This window comes from Paenibacillus diazotrophicus, from assembly GCF_042610465.1.
This window is the reverse complement of sequence record NZ_JBGJZN010000007.1, coordinates 305991-325623: the sequence shown is the minus strand read 5'-3', so window position 1 is coordinate 325623 and position 19633 is coordinate 305991. Positions and strand designations below refer to the sequence as shown.

Below are 19633 nucleotides of genomic sequence, written 5' to 3'. Positions count from 1 at the left end.
ACCATTATTTTATGTCAACAAGATTCACATTTTTTATTTGTTTTTGTGTTGTTTTTCATTGACTTATTGAGTTAAGCTATAATCACAAAAGGTTGTGATTGGAGGAATCGGAATGAAAGTCAGTATTTTTTCCACTTGTCTCGTAGACCTCACTTCCCCGAACGTCGGAATAGCTATGACTCAGGTACTCGAAAGGCTGGGCTGTGAGATTGATTTTCCGGCCTCTCAGGTATGCTGTGGTCAACCCACTTACAACAGCGGCTATCTGGAAGATTCCAAGCTTGCCATGAAAAATATGATGCTTGCCTTTGAACACTCGGATTATGTTGTGGGTCCATCCGGTTCTTGTATCGCCATGTTCCATGAATACCCGAAAATTTTCAAGGGAGATCCACAATGGGAGTTGAAAGCGGTTGCTTTGAAAAAGAAAGCTTATGAGTTTACGCAGTTCATCGTACGGGTGCTTGGCATCACCGATGTGGGCGCAAGGCTGGACGGAACTGCCACCTACCACCGTTCCTGCCATATGACAAGACTGCTGGGCGAACGTGAAACCCCCTTCCTATTGCTTGAACAAGTAAAGGGTCTGCAGCTGGAACCACTCAAGAACAGCGATAACTGCTGCGGCTTTGGCGGAACCTTTTCGGTGAAAATGCCGGAAATCTCCGGGCAAATGGTCGATGAAAAATGCGGTTGTGTAGTTGACACCGGTGCGGATATTCTGATCAGTGCAGATATGGGCTGTCTGCTTAACATCGGCGGACGCCTCTCCCGCAAAGGCGAACCCGTAAAGATTATGCACATAGCAGAAGTGCTGAACCATCACCATGCTGCTGTTGCCAAAGGAGGAGCCCTGACATGAGCCTGCAAACGGATAAACGGGATTTCAACGCACGGACTACTGATGGCCTCGGTGATCCATTCATGAGAAGTGCAGTCGGTTCAGCGCAGGACAGCCTGAAGACCAGGCGCCTGACCGCCGCCACCGCTCTCGGGAATTGGGAACAATGGCGTACGCTCGGCCAGCAAATCCGCCAGCATACCCTGAAACATCTGGATTATTACCTGGAGCAACTGGCCGATAATATTGAGAAAAAGGGCGGGCATATCTATTTTGCCAAAACCAAAGAGGAAGCAAGCAGCTATATCCGGGACATCGTCATACAAAAAAAGGCTAAAAAAATTGTCAAATCCAAATCGATGGTCACTGAGGAAATTGAAATGAACCATGTTCTGATGGAAGCCGGCTGTGAGCTGATCGAGACCGATCTGGGTGAATATATTCTCCAGATGGATGACTGGGACCCGCCTTCGCATATTGTAGCCCCCGCGCTGCACAAAGACCGGACACAGATCTGCAGAGTGTTCACAGAGAAACTTGGATATACCGGTGATGAAAGTCCCGAGAACCTTGCCCGTTTTGCCCGGACAATCCTGCGGCAGAAGTTCCTGGAAGCGGATGTCGGGATCACAGGCTGCAACTTTGCCATCGCTAACCTGGGAGCCATTAATCTGGTGACGAATGAAGGCAATGGTGATCTCACAGCCGCCATACCGAAAACGCATATCGCGGTGATGGGCATGGAACGAATTGTGCCGACGCTTGAAGAGATGGAAGTTCTGGATAATCTGCTCTGCCGTAGCGCAGTAGGGCAAAAATTGACCAGCTACATTACCGTAATGGGACCCTCGGCGGCGGGAGAGACGGATGGGCCGGAAGAGTTCCATTTAGTTGTTGTGGACAATGGCCGCTCCGATATTCTTGGAAGCGAGTTTGGTGAAGCCCTGCAGTGCATCCGCTGCGGTGCCTGTCTTAACGTCTGTCCGGTCTACCGTCATATTGGCGGGCATGCCTACGGGTCCATTTATCCGGGGCCGATTGGAGCGGTAATCACTCCCCTGCTGGGGGGATACGATGACTATAAAGAGTTGCCTTTTGCCTCCAGCCTGTGTGGAGCTTGCACGGATGTTTGTCCGGTCAAAATCCCGCTGCATGAGCAGTTGATCATGCACCGTCAAAAAATCGTGACGGAGCATCGCACCGGTGCCGCGGAAAGATTCCAGATGAAGACGGCAGGAAGGCTGCTGTCCTCCCAGGCATTATTCGGCAAAGCGCTGCGGTTTGCGAACCCGGCAAGCCGGCTGATCAGCAGACATGGCCGCATTGTGAGAGGACCGGGACTCATTCACGGCTGGATCAATACCCGTGATCTAAGCCAGCCAGTCAAGCAGAAGGACAGCTTCCGGGCCTGGCTTGAACAACGCAAAGGGGGCTCTGGCCAATGACAGCATCGAACAGGGACTCTTTTCTACGCACCATCGCCTCCAAGCTGGGGCGGGAACGCATCTATGACGTTCAGCGTCCTGTTATGCACGACCTGATGCCGGGTAATTCCAGCAGTGTTACAACCGACGAGTTGGTAGACATCCTTAAGGAGCAATGTTTCTTCATTCATACTCAGTTCATTGAATCGAGTCCGGACATCTTACAGAGAACATTAAATGATCTGATCGAGGCTAACGGAGGAGGGTCAGTAATAACTTCCGGAGATACCCGGTTTACCGAGTACGGCCTGGAATTCGCAAATGCACTCGTCTGGGAAGAATCAGCAGGAAGGGAGCAGAATATTCTGCGCTCCGAATCGGCCAATACCGCTATTGTCTTTGCAGACTACGCACTGGCCGAGTCCGGAACGATTGTCGTAGAGAGCCGCCCGGATCAAGGGCGCTCCCTCCATTTTCTGCCCGCCCACTATATTGCAGTGATCGAAAAAAAGCGGCTCGTGCTCCGCTCCACTCAGGCTGCAGCAGATTTAAACCGCAGAATTCAGGCAGGTGAACCTTTGGGTTCATCCATCAACTTCATCTCCGGTCCTTCGAATTCCGCCGATATTGAAATGCAGCTCGTTGTCGGGGTACATGGCCCCTTGAGAGCGACCTACGTGCTTATTTAGATTTATGAGTACGCTTAATACCAAGTTCATATCACCAGGCAGCATCCTCATTAAAGATGGAGCTGCTTTTTTGTTGCTCATTGTGCATTTTTGCCCATTGTGCAATAATAATATATATTGAACAGAGCATAGTCTGTTTATCTATCTCACAAAAGGAGGCCGCATGGAACTTGAACCCTAACCCCACACTGCGGGACAAAAAAAAGGAAGCCACCGCCTATGCCTTGGCTGAAGCCGCCTTCGAACTTGCGCTTGCGCAAGGTATGGACGGCTTCATTGTCGATGACATAGTCCGGCAGGCCGGATACTCACGGCGGACCTTTGCCAATTATTTCTCGTGTAAAGAGGAAGCCGTAGCGGAGTATTTTATGGGCAACGCCTCAAAAGAGGATCAGAACATGCTGTTCGCAGGCCTGCCTCCGGATGCAACGCCGCTGGATGCACTATACAGTCTGCTCAAGCTGCAATTCACCTCCGAATTCCTGCAAAAACTCCGGCAGTTCGTCTCCCTTGCGAATCAATATCCGTCGCTTGAGCCGTATATCCTCAGCGTATTCCGCCGCTTGCAGATCGCTGCCCAGGAAGTGCTCGAGCGTTTCTCACACGGGCGCTATGCCGACGGATATACCCATCTGCTTGCCGGTGCGGTCTACGGAGCGTTCGTGCCGATTCTGGACGGACGGATGAATGTGATGCTGCCGGGCGAAGCTGGAGATGAGAGCTCCGGTGCCATGCCGTTCGATCAGTATTTGAATTCTATGTTTGCTTATTTACGCAACGGCTTTTAAAACAGAGAAAAAAAGGAGAAACCATCACATGTCCACATTTCTATACCGATTGGGTAAATCGGCTTATTCCAAGCCGTGGGTGTTCCTCGCAGCCTGGATCGTCATTCTTGGTGTTGTTGGCACTTTGTTAGGCATTAATGGCATACAATCCAGCTCCGAAATGAAAATTGAAGGCACTGAATCGCAAAAAGTGCTGGATATGCTGGCTAAAGAGCTTCCCGCCGCTGCCGGAGGCCAGGCAAGTGTCGCCTTTACCGCTCCGGCCGGAGAACGTCTAGACACGCCGGAACGGGCAGCGCTGCTCCAGAAAGCTATCCATGATGTCTACAGCATGGACTACATCATTAACCCCGTAGAACTGGCTGCCCAAGCTGCTGCGGCTGCCCAGGCTGGGGCTACGGATTCGTCAGCTGCAGCTGGCCAAGCAGCCGCGGCGGGACAATCGACCGCAGATGGACAGTCTGCAGCGGCAGATCCGGCGGCTACAGCTGGCCAAGCAGCCGCGGCGGGACAGACTGGCGCGGCAGGGCAATCCGCCGGGGCTGCTCAGGCTGCGCCTTACGGCCCGCTAATGGCTAACGGTGCTCCGGTTCCCGGTGTGATGCTTTCCGCTGACGGCAGCATCGCGCTGTTCCAGTTCCAATTCACCGTTCAGCAGACCTCGCTGCCCTCATCCGTACCGGATAACATCATCAACACTGTGACTGAAGTCGAGCAGGCAGGCTCCGGTATCACAGCCATTCCGAGCGATTCACTGAAGAGTATACCTGCTATCGGCTCGACTGAAGCAGTTGGTGTAGTCGTCGCTGCGGTTGTACTATTCATGACGCTGGGCTCTGTCGTTGCAGCCGGTCTGCCGCTGATTACCGCACTCCTCGGCGTCGGAATCAGTGTCGGCGGTGCTTTTGCCCTCTCCAGTGTGATCCAGATGAATGATATTACACCGGTGCTAGCGATTATGATCGGTCTGGCGGTCGGTATTGACTACTCGCTCTTCATCGTTAACCGGCAGCGGCGGCTCATTCTCGATGAGAAGCTTAGCGCGGGTGAAGCGGCAAGCCGCGCACTCGGTACCGCCGGCAGTGCCGTATTCTTCGCCGGTCTGACTGTTATCATCGCCCTGTGCGGCATGCTGGTCATCGGTATCGGTTTCTTGTCGACCATGGCTCTCGTTGCGGCTGCCAGTGTACTGATCAACGTCCTGCTGGCGCTAACCCTGCTGCCTGCATTACTAGGTCTGGTTGGTGAAAGGATCTGCACTGCCAAAGCCCGTGCAAAAAGCACGGCTGCCGGCCATAAAGACCGCCACGGATTCTCGCACCGCTGGGCAAATGCAACAGTGAAATACCGCTGGGTCATCATTATTCTGGTGATTCTGGTTCTTGGAACGGCGGCAATTCCGGTAACCAAAATGGAGCTGGGCATTCCGTCCGGCGCCTCGGCCAACCTGGACACCCCGGCTCGCCAAAGCTATGACATTATCTCCAAAGGCTTCGGCGAAGGCTTCAACGGACCGCTGCTCCTAGTCGCTGAACCAAAGAACCCGACCGATAAAATTTCAATGCAGACGCTGGGCAAGCTGATTCAGGAGCTGCAAATGCATGATAACGTTACGCTGGTGTCCCCAATGGGCGTCAACGCGACCGGCAATATTGCCATTATCAGTCTGATCCCCAAAACCGGCCCGACAGATACAGAGACAAGAGATCTGGTCCAGGATCTGCGTGATCCCGCTTCCAGCCTGGCCTCCGGGAATGATGTAACGCTCGGCGTGACCGGCTTTACTGCCATCAACATCGATATGTCTTCCAAGCTATCCGATGCTTTCCCACTGTATATCGGCATCATCGTGATCCTGTCCCTGATCATTCTGCTGCTCGTGTTCCGGTCGGTCATCGTTCCGATCAAAGCGACGGTCGGCTTTATTCTCAGTGTCCTCGCTACCTTCGGCCTGACTACTGCCGTCTACCAGTGGGGATGGCTGCATTCCCTGTTCGGGTTTGACACGGGTGGACCACTGCTCAGCTTTATGCCGATTCTGGTCACAGGTATTCTGTATGGTCTGGCAATGGATTATCAGGTATTCCTGGTCAGCTCCATGCGCGAGGCTTACGTTCATGGTCGCCATGGCAATGAGAGTGTCGTTCACGGCTATGACCTCGCCAGCCGCGTTGTGCTTGCTGCGGGCGTAATCATGGTATCCGTCTTCGCCGGCTTTATCTTCGCGCCTGACGCAATGATCAAGCAGATTGGCTTTGCTCTAGCCTTCGGCATCCTGATTGATGCCTTCCTCATCCGCATGACGCTGGTTCCCGCCGTAATGGCGGTCTTCGGCGACAAGGCCTGGTGGCTTCCACAGTGGCTGGACCGTCTGCTTCCGAACCTTGATGTCGAGGGCGATAAGCTGATCGCCAAGCTTCACGCTGAGAGCGGAAGCAGTAAATAAAAAAGGACGGCACGAAGGCCGTCCCGTACGAATGCTTGAAGAGCAGCGCCTGCATATAATCCGCAGGCGCTGCTCTTTTTTATTACCAGCCGCTAATCCACATTCTCTAACCGATACTACATTCCCAAAATTCCCCGCTCAAGCGCAACGGCAACCGCCTGAGAACGTGAATCCACTCCAAGTTTATTGTAGATCGTCGTTAAATGTGCTTTCACTGTACGCTCGGAGATCCCCATATCCATGGCAATACCTTTGCTTTTCAACCCCTGGGCTACAGATTTCAAGATGAGTATTTCTTTGCTGGTCAAGCCAGTGGCGTCATGTTGAGGAATGATTGGATCTTTTGGCTGAGTCTTGACTGCAATCACCCGTTCCATAATATCTGCCGAAAGCAAGGTTTCTCCATGTACTGCAGACTCTATATTTCTGAAAAGATTCTCACGGCTGGTATCTTTTAATAGATATCCTTTTGCCCCCATAGCCAGACCGCTAATCATTAATTCGTCCTCGTTATAAGTCGTGAGTATAATCACCGGAATCGGGCATCCTTGGTTCCTTAACTCCTTCATCGTTTCCAGCCCGCCCATGACTGGCATGTTCAGATCCATCAGGATCACATCTGGATCCAGCTCCTCTATCAATCGTAGAGCCTCTGCACCGTTTTCAGCTTCACCAATCACTTGAAACTGATCACTTGTCTCCAGAATCAGCTTTAATCCTTCCCGGACAACAAAGTGATCGTCTACAATCAGAATCTTATATGAAATCATGTAAGTTCTCCTTTTATGAACGGTGTCTCCAGCTTAATAGCAGTTCCTTCTGAGTTACTGCTCACGTAAATCTCTCCACCAATGAGCCTAACCCTTTCTTTCATTCCCAGCAACCCATAATGTCCAGCATCCTTGCCAATATCATCGGTTTTAAATCCAATACCATTATCCCTTATCTCAATAATTAGCTTGTCGTTATGTGCGGAAACCGCAACCCATACTTTATCTGCCTTTGCATGGCGGGCAATATTGGTCAGACATTCCTTGACGATATGCAGGCTGTGTTCCATCAGCAATCTGGACAACCGCTTGTTCAGATGATATTCCGTGGTTACAAGAATCCCGGTGGCGTCATTAAAATGTTCGATTTCATCATCAATTGCCTCCTTGAAATCAATCTCTGGTGCTGATTTCATCCGCAGATTGTCAATCGCTCTTCGCGCTTCAGCCAACGTTTGGCGCGCCTGCTGCATCGACTGCCTGATAATTTCCTGCGCCCGCTCCGCATGATTCTGTGACATATGGGCATCTGCGGCTTCGAGCCGCATAATGAGTCCTGCAACCCCTTGTGCCAGTGTATCATGCAAATCCCGGGCCATACGCTGGCGTTCATTCGCAAGGGTTAACTCTTCCACCTTCTCATGGGCTTCTCTCAGATCCTCCAGAAAGCTCTGTATTCTAAGCCGCTCTTGAACCTGCTTGAAAAACAGTATGGCATAAGCAAGCACAATAATCAGCATCAGAATAAATATAGGAAGAAATAAGATAAGCTCGTCGGTATCTCCAACAGTCAAAGCGGAATCAAAAAACACCACAATACTGATAAGGGAGACGAACACCATCCTCTTCACCCGGAAAGAAAAAATAAGGCTTTGAGCGATCAGGACAGGTAGCAGTCCGATTAATACCGCCTGGTAACCATCCCTCATTAATATCGCGCACAAATAGATTAAAGCAGCTTGAACGGAAAAATATAGCCAAAATTTTTTGTGAGTGACTCTGTAAGAATTCCAGTGTAATAATACATGAACTGTGAATAAACCTGTAAATACAGCTCCCTCAAAAATCAAAGGCTCCTCCAGAAATTGCAATATGACCGTTACCGCATATACAATTGACACCCAGATGATAGTCGGCAACCTCGAAGCGAATAATTCACTAATGCTCTGCAGTGCGTTGTTTTTTTCGTTCAATGTCCTTCCCCTTATCTGTACTTAATTCCTTGGCAGCTTCCTTAGCATACAATTCTACTGTCGCTCTGCCTACCCCTGTCGCTGTATCTGTATGGTATAGAATCCCTCTCTTTTTGAGCCAGCCAATTACCACAGCATCCATGAACCTTGTGCAGATCCCCTTCAGAATCCTGTATTTAGAGACGCCATGTTTTCTTTTTTGATGGGTTACCGTGACTTCAACAACTGAGAATCCATTCATCTTAGCCAGTGTCGGCAAAAAATAGTGCATTCCATTGTATAAATGAAAGCTGTCAGCCACTTCCCGGGTGAAGAGTTTCATGGGGCAGCCTGTATCATACAGCTCTTCTCCTGTGATCCAATTGCGGATTCCATTCCCGAGCCGCATAGGCATGATCTTAAGTCTGTTTTCTTTACGTTCCATACGTCTTCCGTTAATAAAATCAACTTTTCCGATAAACGGCATCAGCCTGAAGATATCCCGGGGATCTGTCTGCAGATCTGCATCCATCAGGGCGATTAACTCGCCTTTGGAGCTTTTTAAGCCGGCTGAAATGGCAGCCGTTTGCCCGTAACTTTTTTTGAAATGAATAACTCTTACAACCGGATCCATCAGGGCAATCTCATTCAGCAGTATTGAACTGCGGTCCTTACTTCCATCATTCACCAGCAGTATTTCATAACTTTCAATTGTCCCCTTCAGTGCATCCGTAATGCTTAAATAAAGGTCATATATATTACCCTCTTCGTTATATACAGGTATGACGACTGAAAGACGGATCATCGTGGGCCACCTTCCCGGAATGAATTGAACCATCGCTTATCATCTCCTCTATCCTATAGGATAGGAGGACTTCCGGCATCAACTAAAGCACGCGAAAGAACTCTTTCGCGTGCTGCTCTCTTTATGTTTTAGCCAAGAAGCCTGATTCTGGTTTCGTCCGCTGCAGCCAGCCGCTTCTTCTCCACTTCCTCCATCACTCCCTCACCTTCCACATCAAGATTCGGCAGCAGGCGGTCCAGCCACTTTGGAAAATACCAGGCTGATTTGCCGAGCAAGGTCATCACTCCAGGAACAACAAGCATCCGGACGATAAAAGCGTCAAAGAGAACACCGAAGGCGAGCGCCAGCCCCATGACCTTAACCATAGGTTCCTCTGCCAGAATAAATCCGGTAAAAACAGCGACCATGATCAGTCCTGCTGCCGTTACAACTCCGCCGCTGTGGCGGATACCGGCAAGAACAGACTTTTTAGCATCTCCGCTCTTCTTGAATTCTTCACGCATCCGGCTGACCAGGAAAACTTCGTAGTCCATAGCCAGTCCGAACAGAACACCAACTACAATGATCGGCAGGAAATTAAACACCGGCGCCTTCGCATAAAAGTGGAACAGATTCTGGAAGTGGCCATCCTGAACAACATAGGTGACAAACCCTAAAGTAGCGCCAAGCGACAGGATGAATCCGAGCACTGCTTTGACCGGAACCAGAATCGAGCGGAACACCAGCATCAGAAGTACAAAAGCCAGACCAACAATGATCAGACAAAACTTAGGTAAAGCCTGGTTCAATTTCTGGGTAATATCGATATTGACCGCCGTACTGCCAGTTACACCAATCTTCACATGGTCCTGCTGCTCTATTCCCGGCGCCTTATCACGAATGAGATGGACAAGATCTACAGTTTCCGAATCATTAGGTCCTGTAGCCGGCATAACGGTGATCAGCGACACTTTTCCTGAAGGTCCAGTGACCGCCGGGTTTACCATAACGACATTGGGATAAGTTTGCACTTCTTCAATCACTTTATTGAGGTTTGCCGCGGCCGATTTGCCGCCATCCGTTTCAGCCAGAATAACTAAGGGGCCGTGGTACCCCTCACCGTAAGCTTCAGACAGAAGATCGTAAGCCCGGCGTTCGGTTTGATCCGGCGATTTGTGTCCATCACTACCAAGGCCCGTCTCCATATGAAAGAACGGTAGAGCAAGGGTTGCCAGCAGCGCTACCCCAAGCACTACAGCCACTAAAGGCTGGCCGGTAACAAATCTTCCCCACAAATTCCCGCGGCTTGCAGGCTTCTGCTTGCTCCCTGTGCCGATGGAACGCTTAACCGGTGCTTTAATCTTGCCTCCCAGCAAATCCAGAATCGCCGGCACCACGAATATCGTCATCAATATTGCGGTGAATACAGTAACCGCACCTGCCATACCCATGGCGCTAAGGAAGGGTACGCCGACGAAAGAAAATCCTACTAGTGCGATAATAACCGTTACTCCCGCAAACACCACTGCACTTCCGGCTGTTCCGTTCGCAATGGCAATCGCTTCCCGTCTTTCATATCCTTCTGCAAGCTGCTGGCGGTATCTGGCGATAATGAATAGTGCATAATCAATACCTACGGCGAGACCAAGCATGCCGGCCAGCGATAATGCAAACGAAGGAATATCGAACAGACTCGTTCCAATAATAATCAGCATAATGCCAGAGCCAAGTCCCAAAGCCGCTGTTAGAATCGGCAGAACACCGGTAAGGATAGAACCAAGAGCTACCGCTAGGATCACCAGTGCCACCAATACCCCAAGCGCTTCGGTCGGACTGCTGGTTGCCATTTTTACGTAGCCATCTCCAATCAGCTCAGCTTGCCAGCCCGCATCCCTCAGACTTTCTGCAATCCCGGTAATCGAATCTTTCGAATCTTCAGTGACATCTGCACCCGGCACTTTGTACGTGATTGTGGCATATCCGATCGTGTTGTCCGCATTCAAGGAATGGTTATCATACGGACCAACCACCGAAGCGACCTCCTGATCTGCTGCCACTTCTTTGAGCTTGGCGGCAATGAGCAGCTGTGCTGCTTCAGAGGATAACGTATCATTCTCCGGAGCCTTCAGCACCAATTGGGTCTTACCCAGGTCACCCTGCGGGTTAGGAAACTCTTTTTCCATAACTTCCAGTGTTTTTTGTGAGGCAAGTCCGGGAATGCTGGTCTCCTCACCAAAGTTGATTCCCATCGACAATGCCACAATAGCCGCTGCCACCAAAAGAGTAATGCTTCCTAGGAGGACTTTAATCCTGTTCTTCGCGGACCAAAATCCAAGCCGGTATAAAAATTTTGCCATCTCAGTATCGTCTCCTCTTTGCTATAAGTCTTCTCTATGTCTTTATCTTATAGACCGGGAAACCTTCTGCCATCGTCCAAAGGGGCGAGCCGTCATTGCCCTTTCGGGCAGCCCTTCAGACCCCCAAAAAAAGGGGGCTATCCCGATAGCCATGAAATGGCTGCCTGAGATAGCCCTTTGTTTTACAGTAGAACATGTTATTAATTGACTTTATCAAGCAATAGCGCGATGACTTGTGCACTCTCTGCGCGGTTTACTTTGTCATGCGGCATGAATAATTGATTTCCTCGACCATTGGTTAAGCCAAGCTCCTGTGCAGCAGCGACCGCATCTACAGCCCAGCCGCTGATCGTATCGGCATCCTTAAAGCTACTCACGCGATTAGGGATAGCTTTTTGTCCTGTATGAAACAAATAAGCTTTGTACACCATGGCTGCCATTTCTTCACGGCTTATGCTCTCCTCCGGTGCAAATGTATTTATGCTTCTTCCGGTTACGATTCCTGCTTCAAATGTAGCGGCAATGGAAGAGTCATACCCTTTAGTAGGATCAACATCCTTAAATGCAACTGACTGTGAAGTCTTTATTCCAAGTGCACGGGTGATCAAAGAAGCAAACTCCGCTCTGCTCACATTTTGCTTCGGTGCGAAGGCCGTTTCACTTACACCTAAGACAATCTGCTTCGCAGCCATCCGTTTAATCACGTCATGAGCCCAATACAATGCATTAACATCTTCAAACGCTCTGTCATAAGTAAGGACGGCAAAGGTACTGAAATGATTCACATTCACTGTCCATTTACCGTTTGAAAAGGTTCCACCCATATACTCCAGATTACCGTCATCGGCGATGTTATAGATACCAGTCAGATCAGGGTTGGAAGTCTTATTTGTATTCCATTTGATGGTGACTGGTTTAGTGAATTTCTCAAGCTTAAGCATTGTGCCGTCGGCCTTCACTATAGACAATTTAAAGTCATAGACCTCTCCTATTGCTGAGATGACCGCATGATTCTTGTTCCCGGCTCGTGCAAGCAGCTCTTTGCTTGCCTCTGAAGAGAATGCATCCATTTCAAAAGAAATGGTCGACTGTTTGAGTTCGCTGTCCGTAACCAGCGCCTGTAATTCCTTTAATACCTCTGCAGGAACTTCAATCTCCGCATCTGCATTTTTAACCTTCAGTGCATTTTTGCCGTCGTTTGCCGCCAAGATCACCGGGAAGTTAACCTGCCGTTCTCCCTTTGCCATTTCGAATGACAGGCTGTTCTGATTGTTTGGTTTGCTTGCAGGGATTACTTTAATATCCGGAGGGCTGGTTGGATTTGTTGAACTTGTTGGACTTGTTGGGTTAGTTGGACTCTGTACCTTAACCGGTACATTGAAATCATCGACGTTAATATGTCCAAAACCGCCTGTGGATTGGTCAACCACCTTAATATAGAGTTCCTGTCCGATATACTGCGATGCATCCCAGATCTTCCGTTGATATTCCTCATAGTTCGTAGCGGTCTCTTTAAATAGTTCTTTGCCGTCCGATGCCCGGACCAGCGCAACATACAGCTTATCGATATCACGCCCGCCGCTGACCAGGAAGTTGATTGTGCCATTCCCGCCAAGGACAAAGTTCTGAGATTTTAGCGTTCCCGTTAAGCTGTCACCGCCAGCTTGCTCGTTGAAGCCCCATAAGTGATAGCCACCAGGAATTTTATGCGACGGATTAAAGTAGATTGTATCCCAGAAAAACTGGGCATTCGTCACATGTACATTCTGAAAAGCGTCACCTTCCGTAATCCATCCAGTTAAATCACCTGTGGCAAAATCATGGTTAGGCAGATCCGAAATATCGGTATATATGGAGTTGTCCCAGTTGTCAGGCACATCTACCGGAGCAGCCGGTTCACCTGTCAGGGCATTCATATTCCATACTTCCATCGACTTAACCATAATATTGTTGTCGGCCCAGACCTTGAGACCCAAGGAATCATACCTGCCAACGTAGACGCGGGTAGTCAGCTTTTTCTTGCTATTGGCAAAGGCTTCGACAACCGAGCGGTCGAGGAAAATATGAAGCTTCAAGTTCTCACCATCCAGATCCACGTACCCACCTTGAATACCGTCCACGCGCACATCCGGATCAATGCTGCTCTTGGTCCGATCCACATTGAAGGTCCCGTTCGTCTTGTCGTAGTAGATCAGCGTTTCTTCCTGGCCGTTATCCGAGCGTCTTACCTTGATACCGAATTTCTGGGCCTCCTGCGGATCAATCTCCATCACAATCTCTAGCATGTCACCTTTAACATCCTGTATCAATTGGTTGGCAGTCTGCAGATTTTTAACAGTGAAGTCAACCAGTTTATTACCCCGGAGGCTCTGCAATTCTTGAATCGGCTCGATGCGTAATTCATCCTGTTCATCCAAGCTTAGAGAAACTGGCAATGCCAGATTATGAGCCCACCCAGCTTGATATTCAGCCTGCGGCGTTCTTACGTTCTGCACCATCGAGTACACGACCGTTCTTCCGTCAGGTGTAACCATTCCGCTCTCTGCGGTTAAATAGCCATCGCCCACATCCATTTTGGAGGGTGCCGCCTGATCAGGTATAAATTTGAGGTTATCCCGATCCCAGACTCCAATCCAGTAAAAAACTTCAACATCTCTCTGTACATCGTTCGCTGGAGGAACTTGCTCCGGCTTTTCATGCGGATTAATCATAAAAATATACTTTTGCTTGCCCGCACTATCCTTACCTAGCGGCAGCAATACCGGCAGCTCCCACACCGTACCGAGCTCCGGATAAAGGCTTCTGTCACTCACGTACAAAGGACCCTTATACTCCCAGTTGTACATATCATCGGACACATACACCAATGCCGTACCGCTGCTGAAGTCTGGAAGACCCGAAGTCACTAACTGATACCACTTATCCACCTCCTTGTCATACCATACGAATGGATCACGGAACTCGTTATGAATGCCATTTCCATTCTGCTCGGTTACAGGATTTGGATATTTCACCCACTTCTCTAAGTTAGGGTCTGACAGATCTGCAGGAGTTGCCAGCCCTGTTCTTTGGTTCGGTGACAGGGAGTCGTTGCCAGCGGTATAGAACAGCACGGGATTACCGTTTCGATCATACGCTGCGCTGCCTGACCATGTGCCGTCCGGGTCAAGGGTACCCGCTTCGGGTGCAAGAGCGGGTCTTACATTTTCCCAGTGCACCATATCGTCACTTACCCAATGGCCCCAGTGAATTTGATGCCAATAAGGACCTTGCGGATTATGCTGATAAAATAAATGGTATTTGCCGTTATAATAAATCGGCGCATGCGCTTCATTCATCCAGTTTTGCGGAGGCATGGCATGGTACTGCGGACGATGCTGATCCCCGTCAAATACACTCGGGTCCTCATCAATATCAGCATTCGGAATTTCGGGAATCGAACCGCCGTGCAGTGTCTTCACACTCTCATATTCAGCAAGGATCTCCTGATCGGTAAGAGCTTTATTTTGCAGCTTAATTTCATCCATGAGTCCAGAAAACATATTGTAAGAGAACAACCCTGCTAACTCTACCGGTTGATTATTTTTACCGATAATCAGATTTTCGGTAGATGGTGTAATCGGAACGTTGACAGGAGTCGCCTCAGAAGCTACTTCCTCACCGTTCAGGTACAACTTCATTCTTCCATCCTTTTTGTCGAATGTAGCAGCCACGTAATTCCACTTGTATTTTTCGAGCGGGTGATCCTTTACCCACACCTGAATCCACTGGCCGCCGATCCCGACTTGCATCGACCAAGTACCGTGCCGGTACATGCCAAGTGCGAACCCTTCCGCCTTATCCTGATTGGACTGGCTCACAATTGTAGACAGCTTATTTCCGTCTCCCCATTCGTAGCTGCGCGGGGCTACCCAGGCTTCAAGCGTTAACGCGTCACTTACAGGAATGGTATCCTTTGCATTGACCTCAACATCATTCGAGTATCCATCGAACAGCAAAGCGCCGCCTTTAATGCCGCGCGGAGTCCATCTAGGGTCCTTTGAGGCCATGTATCTGGCGTTATTAAACACATAGTTCACATCATGTGCGAGATTGCTTACCTTCTCAAGCGCCTTTTTTCCTGTACCTTCATCAAGATTCATATAGAAAATAGTCCCCGTACTATTCGCTTGAAAAGCGTCAACGGAAATACTGGCTTGATTCGATTGATCGATAACCTTGATATAAAGCATCTTATTGTAGTACTTCTGCATGTTCCATGAAATCTTCTCATTCGCACTGACATTCCCGGTCTTCTCAAGTAATGTGTTAGTGCTGGAATCATATAATGCGACGAAGGCGTCCGCAGGATGGACAATGTCTACAACGGTAAAATGAATCGTTCCGGTTCCCTGAAGCGTGAAGGTACTGGAGGTTATTGAGCCCTGTCCCTCTACAGAGGACCTGGCATCATAGCTGCCTTCTTTACCTGCCTGAGCTTCATTGCTAGCCTGAAAAGTATTCCCCTCCACGGTCCAGCTCTCTAAATTCCCGGTTTCAAAACTAGGATTCCGGATTTCGTTCGGCATAATATTATCTGCCATGACTCCTTCTTCCGGCACGAGTTCATTGAAGGTGTGAAAGGCGTCCGCAAAGATTACGCCCCAATCCGAGTACCCATTATCGACGAGCTCCACATAAAGCCTCTTACCGATATACTTGGAGAGATCGGCTTTGTATTGCTCCATATTAGCTAGTCTCAATCCTTGTGCCGGATCCGGGAACCCGGACTCATTAAATTCGGTGTTACCGTACCTGGCAATCAGGTTTCCTGTATCCGCATCGATGACGCTCACGTATACTTGATCCATATGCTTGCCTCCGCCTAATCTAAAGGTAATCCAGCCTGTTCCGCCTAGCTCGAAGGTGCTGGATCGAAGCTTGCCAGTCGCAGACTCGTTATACTTCAATCCGTTTAAATGATAAGTGCCTTCCTGGTTATACGGAATTTGTTCAACCCAATAGGTTGTTTCGTCCGATACGCTGTTCGGACCAAACGCTCCGCCTTCTATAATGGTCCAGCCTGTTAAGTCCCCGGTTTCAAAGCTGGGATTCTCGATTTGATAGCGTTTGAAATCCGGCTTGATATCCTTAGCCACTATTCCTTCAGCAGGCTCGGCTGCATGGTACATGAAGAAGGCATCCGCAAACATAACCCCCCAATCTGAAGTTGCATTGTCAACGATCTCTATATACAGCTTCTTGCCCAAATATTGGGAAAGATCTGCCTTATATTGCTCCATATTGGCAAGCCGCAAGCCCTGATCGGGATTCGGGAAGCTAACATCAGCGAAGGCACTATTGCCATACCGGGCAAGGACTTGGCCCGTATGGGCCTCCACGATATTCACATAGGATTTATTCGGATTTTTGGCACCGCCAAGCTTGAAGCTGACCCAGCCGCTGCCACCCAGCTCGAAGGTGCTGGAACGTAGCACTCCGGTCGCAGCCTCGTCATGCTTCCAGCCGTTTAGATGATAATTACCTTCCTGATTGTAAGGGATTTGTTCTGCCCACCAAGTGGTTTCGTCCGATACACTGTCCTGCCCGAACGCTTGACCCCTGACAACCGTCCAACCTGACATATCCCCAGTTTCGAAGCCTGGATTCTGAATCTGATAGACGGTATCTGTAACCGACAAGCCCACACCATACTTGGGAATCTGATAGACCGCATCCGTAGCTGACAAACCCATATCCGCCTTTGGAATAGACACTCCTCCAGCCTCAGTACCAGAGCTGGCATTCGCCGAGATTCCTGGTGCGACAAGCTGGAGAACCATAACCCCTACAACCACTCTGGAGATCCACGGCCTTCTTCCTTTGACTATACTCATTCAAGAGCCTCCTTCATAATTTCTTATTCATGAAAACAGTGATGCCTGTTTCCGATACGCTCTCCTTGTACAAGGCTGAATAGTTAAGAAGGATGAAAGGAGAAAAAATAAGTAAAGCGCTTCCAATCAGGAGAATGCAAATTATCTTCACTGGTCGTTCTTGGAGCCAAAAGGTAAGAAGCGCCTTAGCGCTTCTGCTACCAAATGGACTGCATATTCCATATTTCAATAGATTTAATAAGGGGTTCTCCATCTCCCCAGATCTTTAGCCCCAAGGCATCCTTACGGCTCGGGTATACACGGGTCGTCAGGCTTTTCAAACCATTGGCATAGGCTTCGACCATGGAGCGGTCCAAATAGATGTGAAGCTTCAGATTCTCCGCTAGCAGCTCCAGCTTACCGCCTTGAACGCCTCTACACTTTTCACCCGGATGCAGTGTTGTTTTCGTCCGGTCTACCAAGAGCTTAGCTTCATCAAAATCATAGTACAGCAGCGTTTCTTCTTCTCCATCCGGTGTACAGCGGACTTTGATTCCAAGTTGTGCAGCATTACGGGGCTCCAGTTCCATCCGAATCTCAAGCATGTCACCTTGTACATCCCCCAGAAGTAGATTAGCTTCAGCCATTGACTTGCTCTGGAGGGATAGCAGTTTGGTGCCTCGTAGCGACTGAAGCTCCTGTATCGGTTCTATTCCCAACCGCCCGTCATCCCTTAAAAACACGCTTAATGGCAAACCGCCGTTATGAGCCCACCCTGATTGGTATTCAAGTTCAGATGTCCGGTCACCTTGAGCAATTGTGAATACAATATTTCTGCCAGTCTTCGGATCCACCATTCCGCTCGGTCCGGTAAAATGGAAATCACCAACATCGATCAGTTCCGGCTCCTCCTGATCTGGAATAAATGAAAGATTGTGTTTATCAAGCTGACCCATCCAATAGAATACCTCAACATCGGCTCCCTTTCCCACTGGACTGACCAATAACAAATGTTTATGATGCCCCTGTTTGTCGGTACCCAGAGGTAGAAGCACTGGAAGCTCCCAGATAGGTCCAAGATAAGGGTACTTCTGAATATCCGCCTCAAAGAATGAACCTTTGTACGTCCAGTTCAGCATATCCCGGGAGGCAAAGGCCAATGCGGCTCCGCCTGCGCCTTCGATCCCTGACCCTACCAGAGCATACCAGCCATCATCGTCCTTCCACACAAAAGGATCACGAAAATCTCCGAATGTTCCCATTCCCTTCTTCTGTACAATGAGCGGCTCTGGATGTTTGACCCACTGAACTAAATCCGGGTCTTCATCCTGGGAATAAGTACTCCGGGCCAGCGCAACACTCTGATTGGGTGAAGCACTATCATTGCCCGCCGTAAAGAACAAGACTGGCAAGCCATCTGCATCATAAGTCGCGCTTCCCGACCAGATTCCGTCCGGTGCCAGCTGATCCTTTTCAGGTGCCAGCGCTACGGGAAGATCACGCCAATGTACCAGATCCTTACTTACCCAATGACCCCAATGGATATGATAGAAGAAGGGGCCCAACGGATTATGCTGATAGAACAAATGATACTGCCCGTCAAAATAGACCGGCGCATGTGGTTCGTTCATCCAATGAGCAGGTGGGCTGACATGATACTGCGGTCTGTGCCGATCCGATAGCAGAGGTCTCCGGTCCAGCTTGATCTCGTCATATTGCACTTGAGGCTTGGAGCCTCCATGTGCACCATCCAGCACATGCTGATAAGATGCAGCCACTTCCTCCTCACTTAAGGACCGGTTATAAATCTTCAGCTCATCGATAATACCGCTGAACATCTGAAGACTAAATACTTCAGCCAATTGACTACTGTGATTATTCCTGCCAATGAGCAGATCCGTGCCCGCCGCTTCAATTATGCGGGAACCGCGGGGCACGGGCCTAGAAGCCATTTCACAGCCATTCAAATACAGCTTGATTACACCTTGATTCCCGTCAAATACAGCATTTATATAAGACCATTGATTCTTGGGGAGTTCAGACCCGTCCGGCGACCAAAGCTCCTTCCAGGTGCCTCCTTCCAGGCCAACCTGAAAGGACCAAGCTCCGTGCCGGAACATTCCTAGAATATAACCTTGCTTGCGTTCCATATTGTGGCGGTTAACAATGGCAGTCAGCTTGCCTTCATGACCCAAGTCATAGGAACGCGGCGCAACCCATACTCCGATGCTTAGTGCCGACAGGGTTTTTTGCTCGCCATTCGTGTCTTCTTCATCTACCCGATGGGCTATAGAAGTCGAGTAACCGTCGAACAGAAGTCCGCTTCCCGTTACGCCCTGTCTCCACTGCGGGCCGGAGCGTCCGGCAAACTCCTTTTGATTAAATACGGACTCTATATCATCCCGGATTCGGGATATGCTCTCCAGAGTGCTTGCACCAGTGCCTTCATCAAAGGCCCAGTGCATCATCAGTCTCGGATCATCGTTGATAGGGCTCATGCATCATTC

11 protein-coding genes are annotated in these 19633 nt (G+C 49.5%); 5 read left to right on the top strand and 6 right to left on the bottom strand.

Annotated features, from left to right (window positions below; translation table 11 throughout):
• The first annotated feature begins 112 nt into the window (after positions 1-112).
• The 5 genes from ACAN54_RS24175 (at position 113) to ACAN54_RS24155 (ending at position 6188) form a co-directional block, all read left to right on the top strand.
• Positions 113-862, top strand: a complete 750-nt coding sequence (locus ACAN54_RS24175) for a (Fe-S)-binding protein (protein ID WP_379161456.1) — start codon at positions 113-115, stop codon at positions 860-862.
• Complete coding sequence (locus ACAN54_RS24170) at positions 859-2286, top strand: LutB/LldF family L-lactate oxidation iron-sulfur protein (protein ID WP_379161454.1); 1428 nt, start codon at positions 859-861, stop codon at positions 2284-2286. Before ACAN54_RS24175 ends, ACAN54_RS24170 begins: the two co-directional genes overlap by 4 nt.
• A complete protein-coding gene (locus ACAN54_RS24165) occupies positions 2283-2954 on the top strand; it encodes a LutC/YkgG family protein (protein WP_379161452.1) in 672 nt (223 codons plus the stop codon). The genes ACAN54_RS24170 and ACAN54_RS24165 overlap by 4 nt, the downstream gene beginning before the upstream one ends.
• Positions 2955-3124: 170 nt before the next feature.
• Positions 3125-3742 carry a TetR/AcrR family transcriptional regulator gene (locus tag ACAN54_RS24160; RefSeq protein ID WP_379161450.1) on the top strand — a complete coding sequence of 206 codons (618 nt, stop codon included), beginning with the start codon at positions 3125-3127 and terminating at the stop codon, positions 3740-3742.
• 28 nt (positions 3743-3770) lie between these two features.
• Positions 3771-6188: an MMPL family transporter gene (locus ACAN54_RS24155; protein ID WP_379161448.1), complete on the top strand. Its 2418-nt coding sequence runs from the start codon at positions 3771-3773 to the stop codon at positions 6186-6188.
• Positions 6189-6304: 116 nt separating this feature from the next.
• On the opposite strand, the gene ACAN54_RS24150 is transcribed toward ACAN54_RS24155, so the two are convergent.
• The 6 genes from ACAN54_RS24150 to ACAN54_RS24125 form a co-directional block, all read right to left on the bottom strand.
• A complete protein-coding gene (locus ACAN54_RS24150; RefSeq protein WP_379161622.1) occupies positions 6305-6955 on the bottom strand; it encodes a response regulator in 651 nt (216 codons plus the stop codon).
• Positions 6955-7887, bottom strand: a complete 933-nt coding sequence (locus ACAN54_RS24145) for a sensor histidine kinase (protein WP_379161446.1) — start codon at positions 7885-7887, stop codon at positions 6955-6957. The genes ACAN54_RS24150 and ACAN54_RS24145 overlap by 1 nt, the downstream gene beginning before the upstream one ends.
• A 229-nt stretch (positions 7888-8116) precedes the next feature.
• On the bottom strand, positions 8117-8968 hold the full coding sequence (locus ACAN54_RS24140; protein ID WP_379161444.1) for a glycosyltransferase family 2 protein: 852 nt from the start codon (positions 8966-8968) through the stop codon (positions 8117-8119).
• Between the two features lie 95 nt (positions 8969-9063).
• Positions 9064-11271 carry an MMPL family transporter gene (locus ACAN54_RS24135; protein ID WP_379161442.1) on the bottom strand — a complete coding sequence of 736 codons (2208 nt, stop codon included), beginning with the start codon at positions 11269-11271 and terminating at the stop codon, positions 9064-9066.
• Positions 11272-11471: 200 nt separating this feature from the next.
• The gene (locus tag ACAN54_RS24130) at positions 11472-17147 is read right to left on the bottom strand and encodes a GH32 C-terminal domain-containing protein (protein WP_379161439.1); all 5676 of its coding nucleotides are present in this window, start codon (positions 17145-17147) and stop codon (positions 11472-11474) included.
• A gap of 197 nt (positions 17148-17344) precedes the next feature.
• Complete coding sequence (locus tag ACAN54_RS24125; protein WP_379161437.1) at positions 17345-19624, bottom strand: GH32 C-terminal domain-containing protein; 2280 nt, start codon at positions 19622-19624, stop codon at positions 17345-17347.
• Positions 19625-19633: the final 9 nt, after the last annotated feature.

Excerpts from the sequence above, each read along its gene's own strand:
- ACAN54_RS24125 (WP_379161437.1), bottom strand. The coding sequence starts at position 19,624 with ATGAGCCCTATCAACGATGATCCGAGACTGATGATGCACTGGGCCTTT.
- ACAN54_RS24130 (WP_379161439.1), bottom strand. The coding sequence starts at position 17,147 with ATGAGTATAGTCAAAGGAAGAAGGCCGTGGATCTCCAGAGTGGTTGTA.
- ACAN54_RS24170 (WP_379161454.1), top strand. The coding sequence starts at position 859 with ATGAGCCTGCAAACGGATAAACGGGATTTCAACGCACGGACTACTGAT.
- ACAN54_RS24145 (WP_379161446.1), bottom strand. The coding sequence starts at position 7,887 with ATGAGGGATGGTTACCAGGCGGTATTAATCGGACTGCTACCTGTCCTG.
- ACAN54_RS24140 (WP_379161444.1), bottom strand. The coding sequence starts at position 8,968 with ATGGTTCAATTCATTCCGGGAAGGTGGCCCACGATGATCCGTCTTTCA.
- ACAN54_RS24175 (WP_379161456.1), top strand. The coding sequence starts at position 113 with ATGAAAGTCAGTATTTTTTCCACTTGTCTCGTAGACCTCACTTCCCCG.
- ACAN54_RS24135 (WP_379161442.1), bottom strand. The coding sequence starts at position 11,271 with ATGGCAAAATTTTTATACCGGCTTGGATTTTGGTCCGCGAAGAACAGG.
- ACAN54_RS24165 (WP_379161452.1), top strand. The coding sequence starts at position 2,283 with ATGACAGCATCGAACAGGGACTCTTTTCTACGCACCATCGCCTCCAAG.
- ACAN54_RS24155 (WP_379161448.1), top strand. The coding sequence starts at position 3,771 with ATGTCCACATTTCTATACCGATTGGGTAAATCGGCTTATTCCAAGCCG.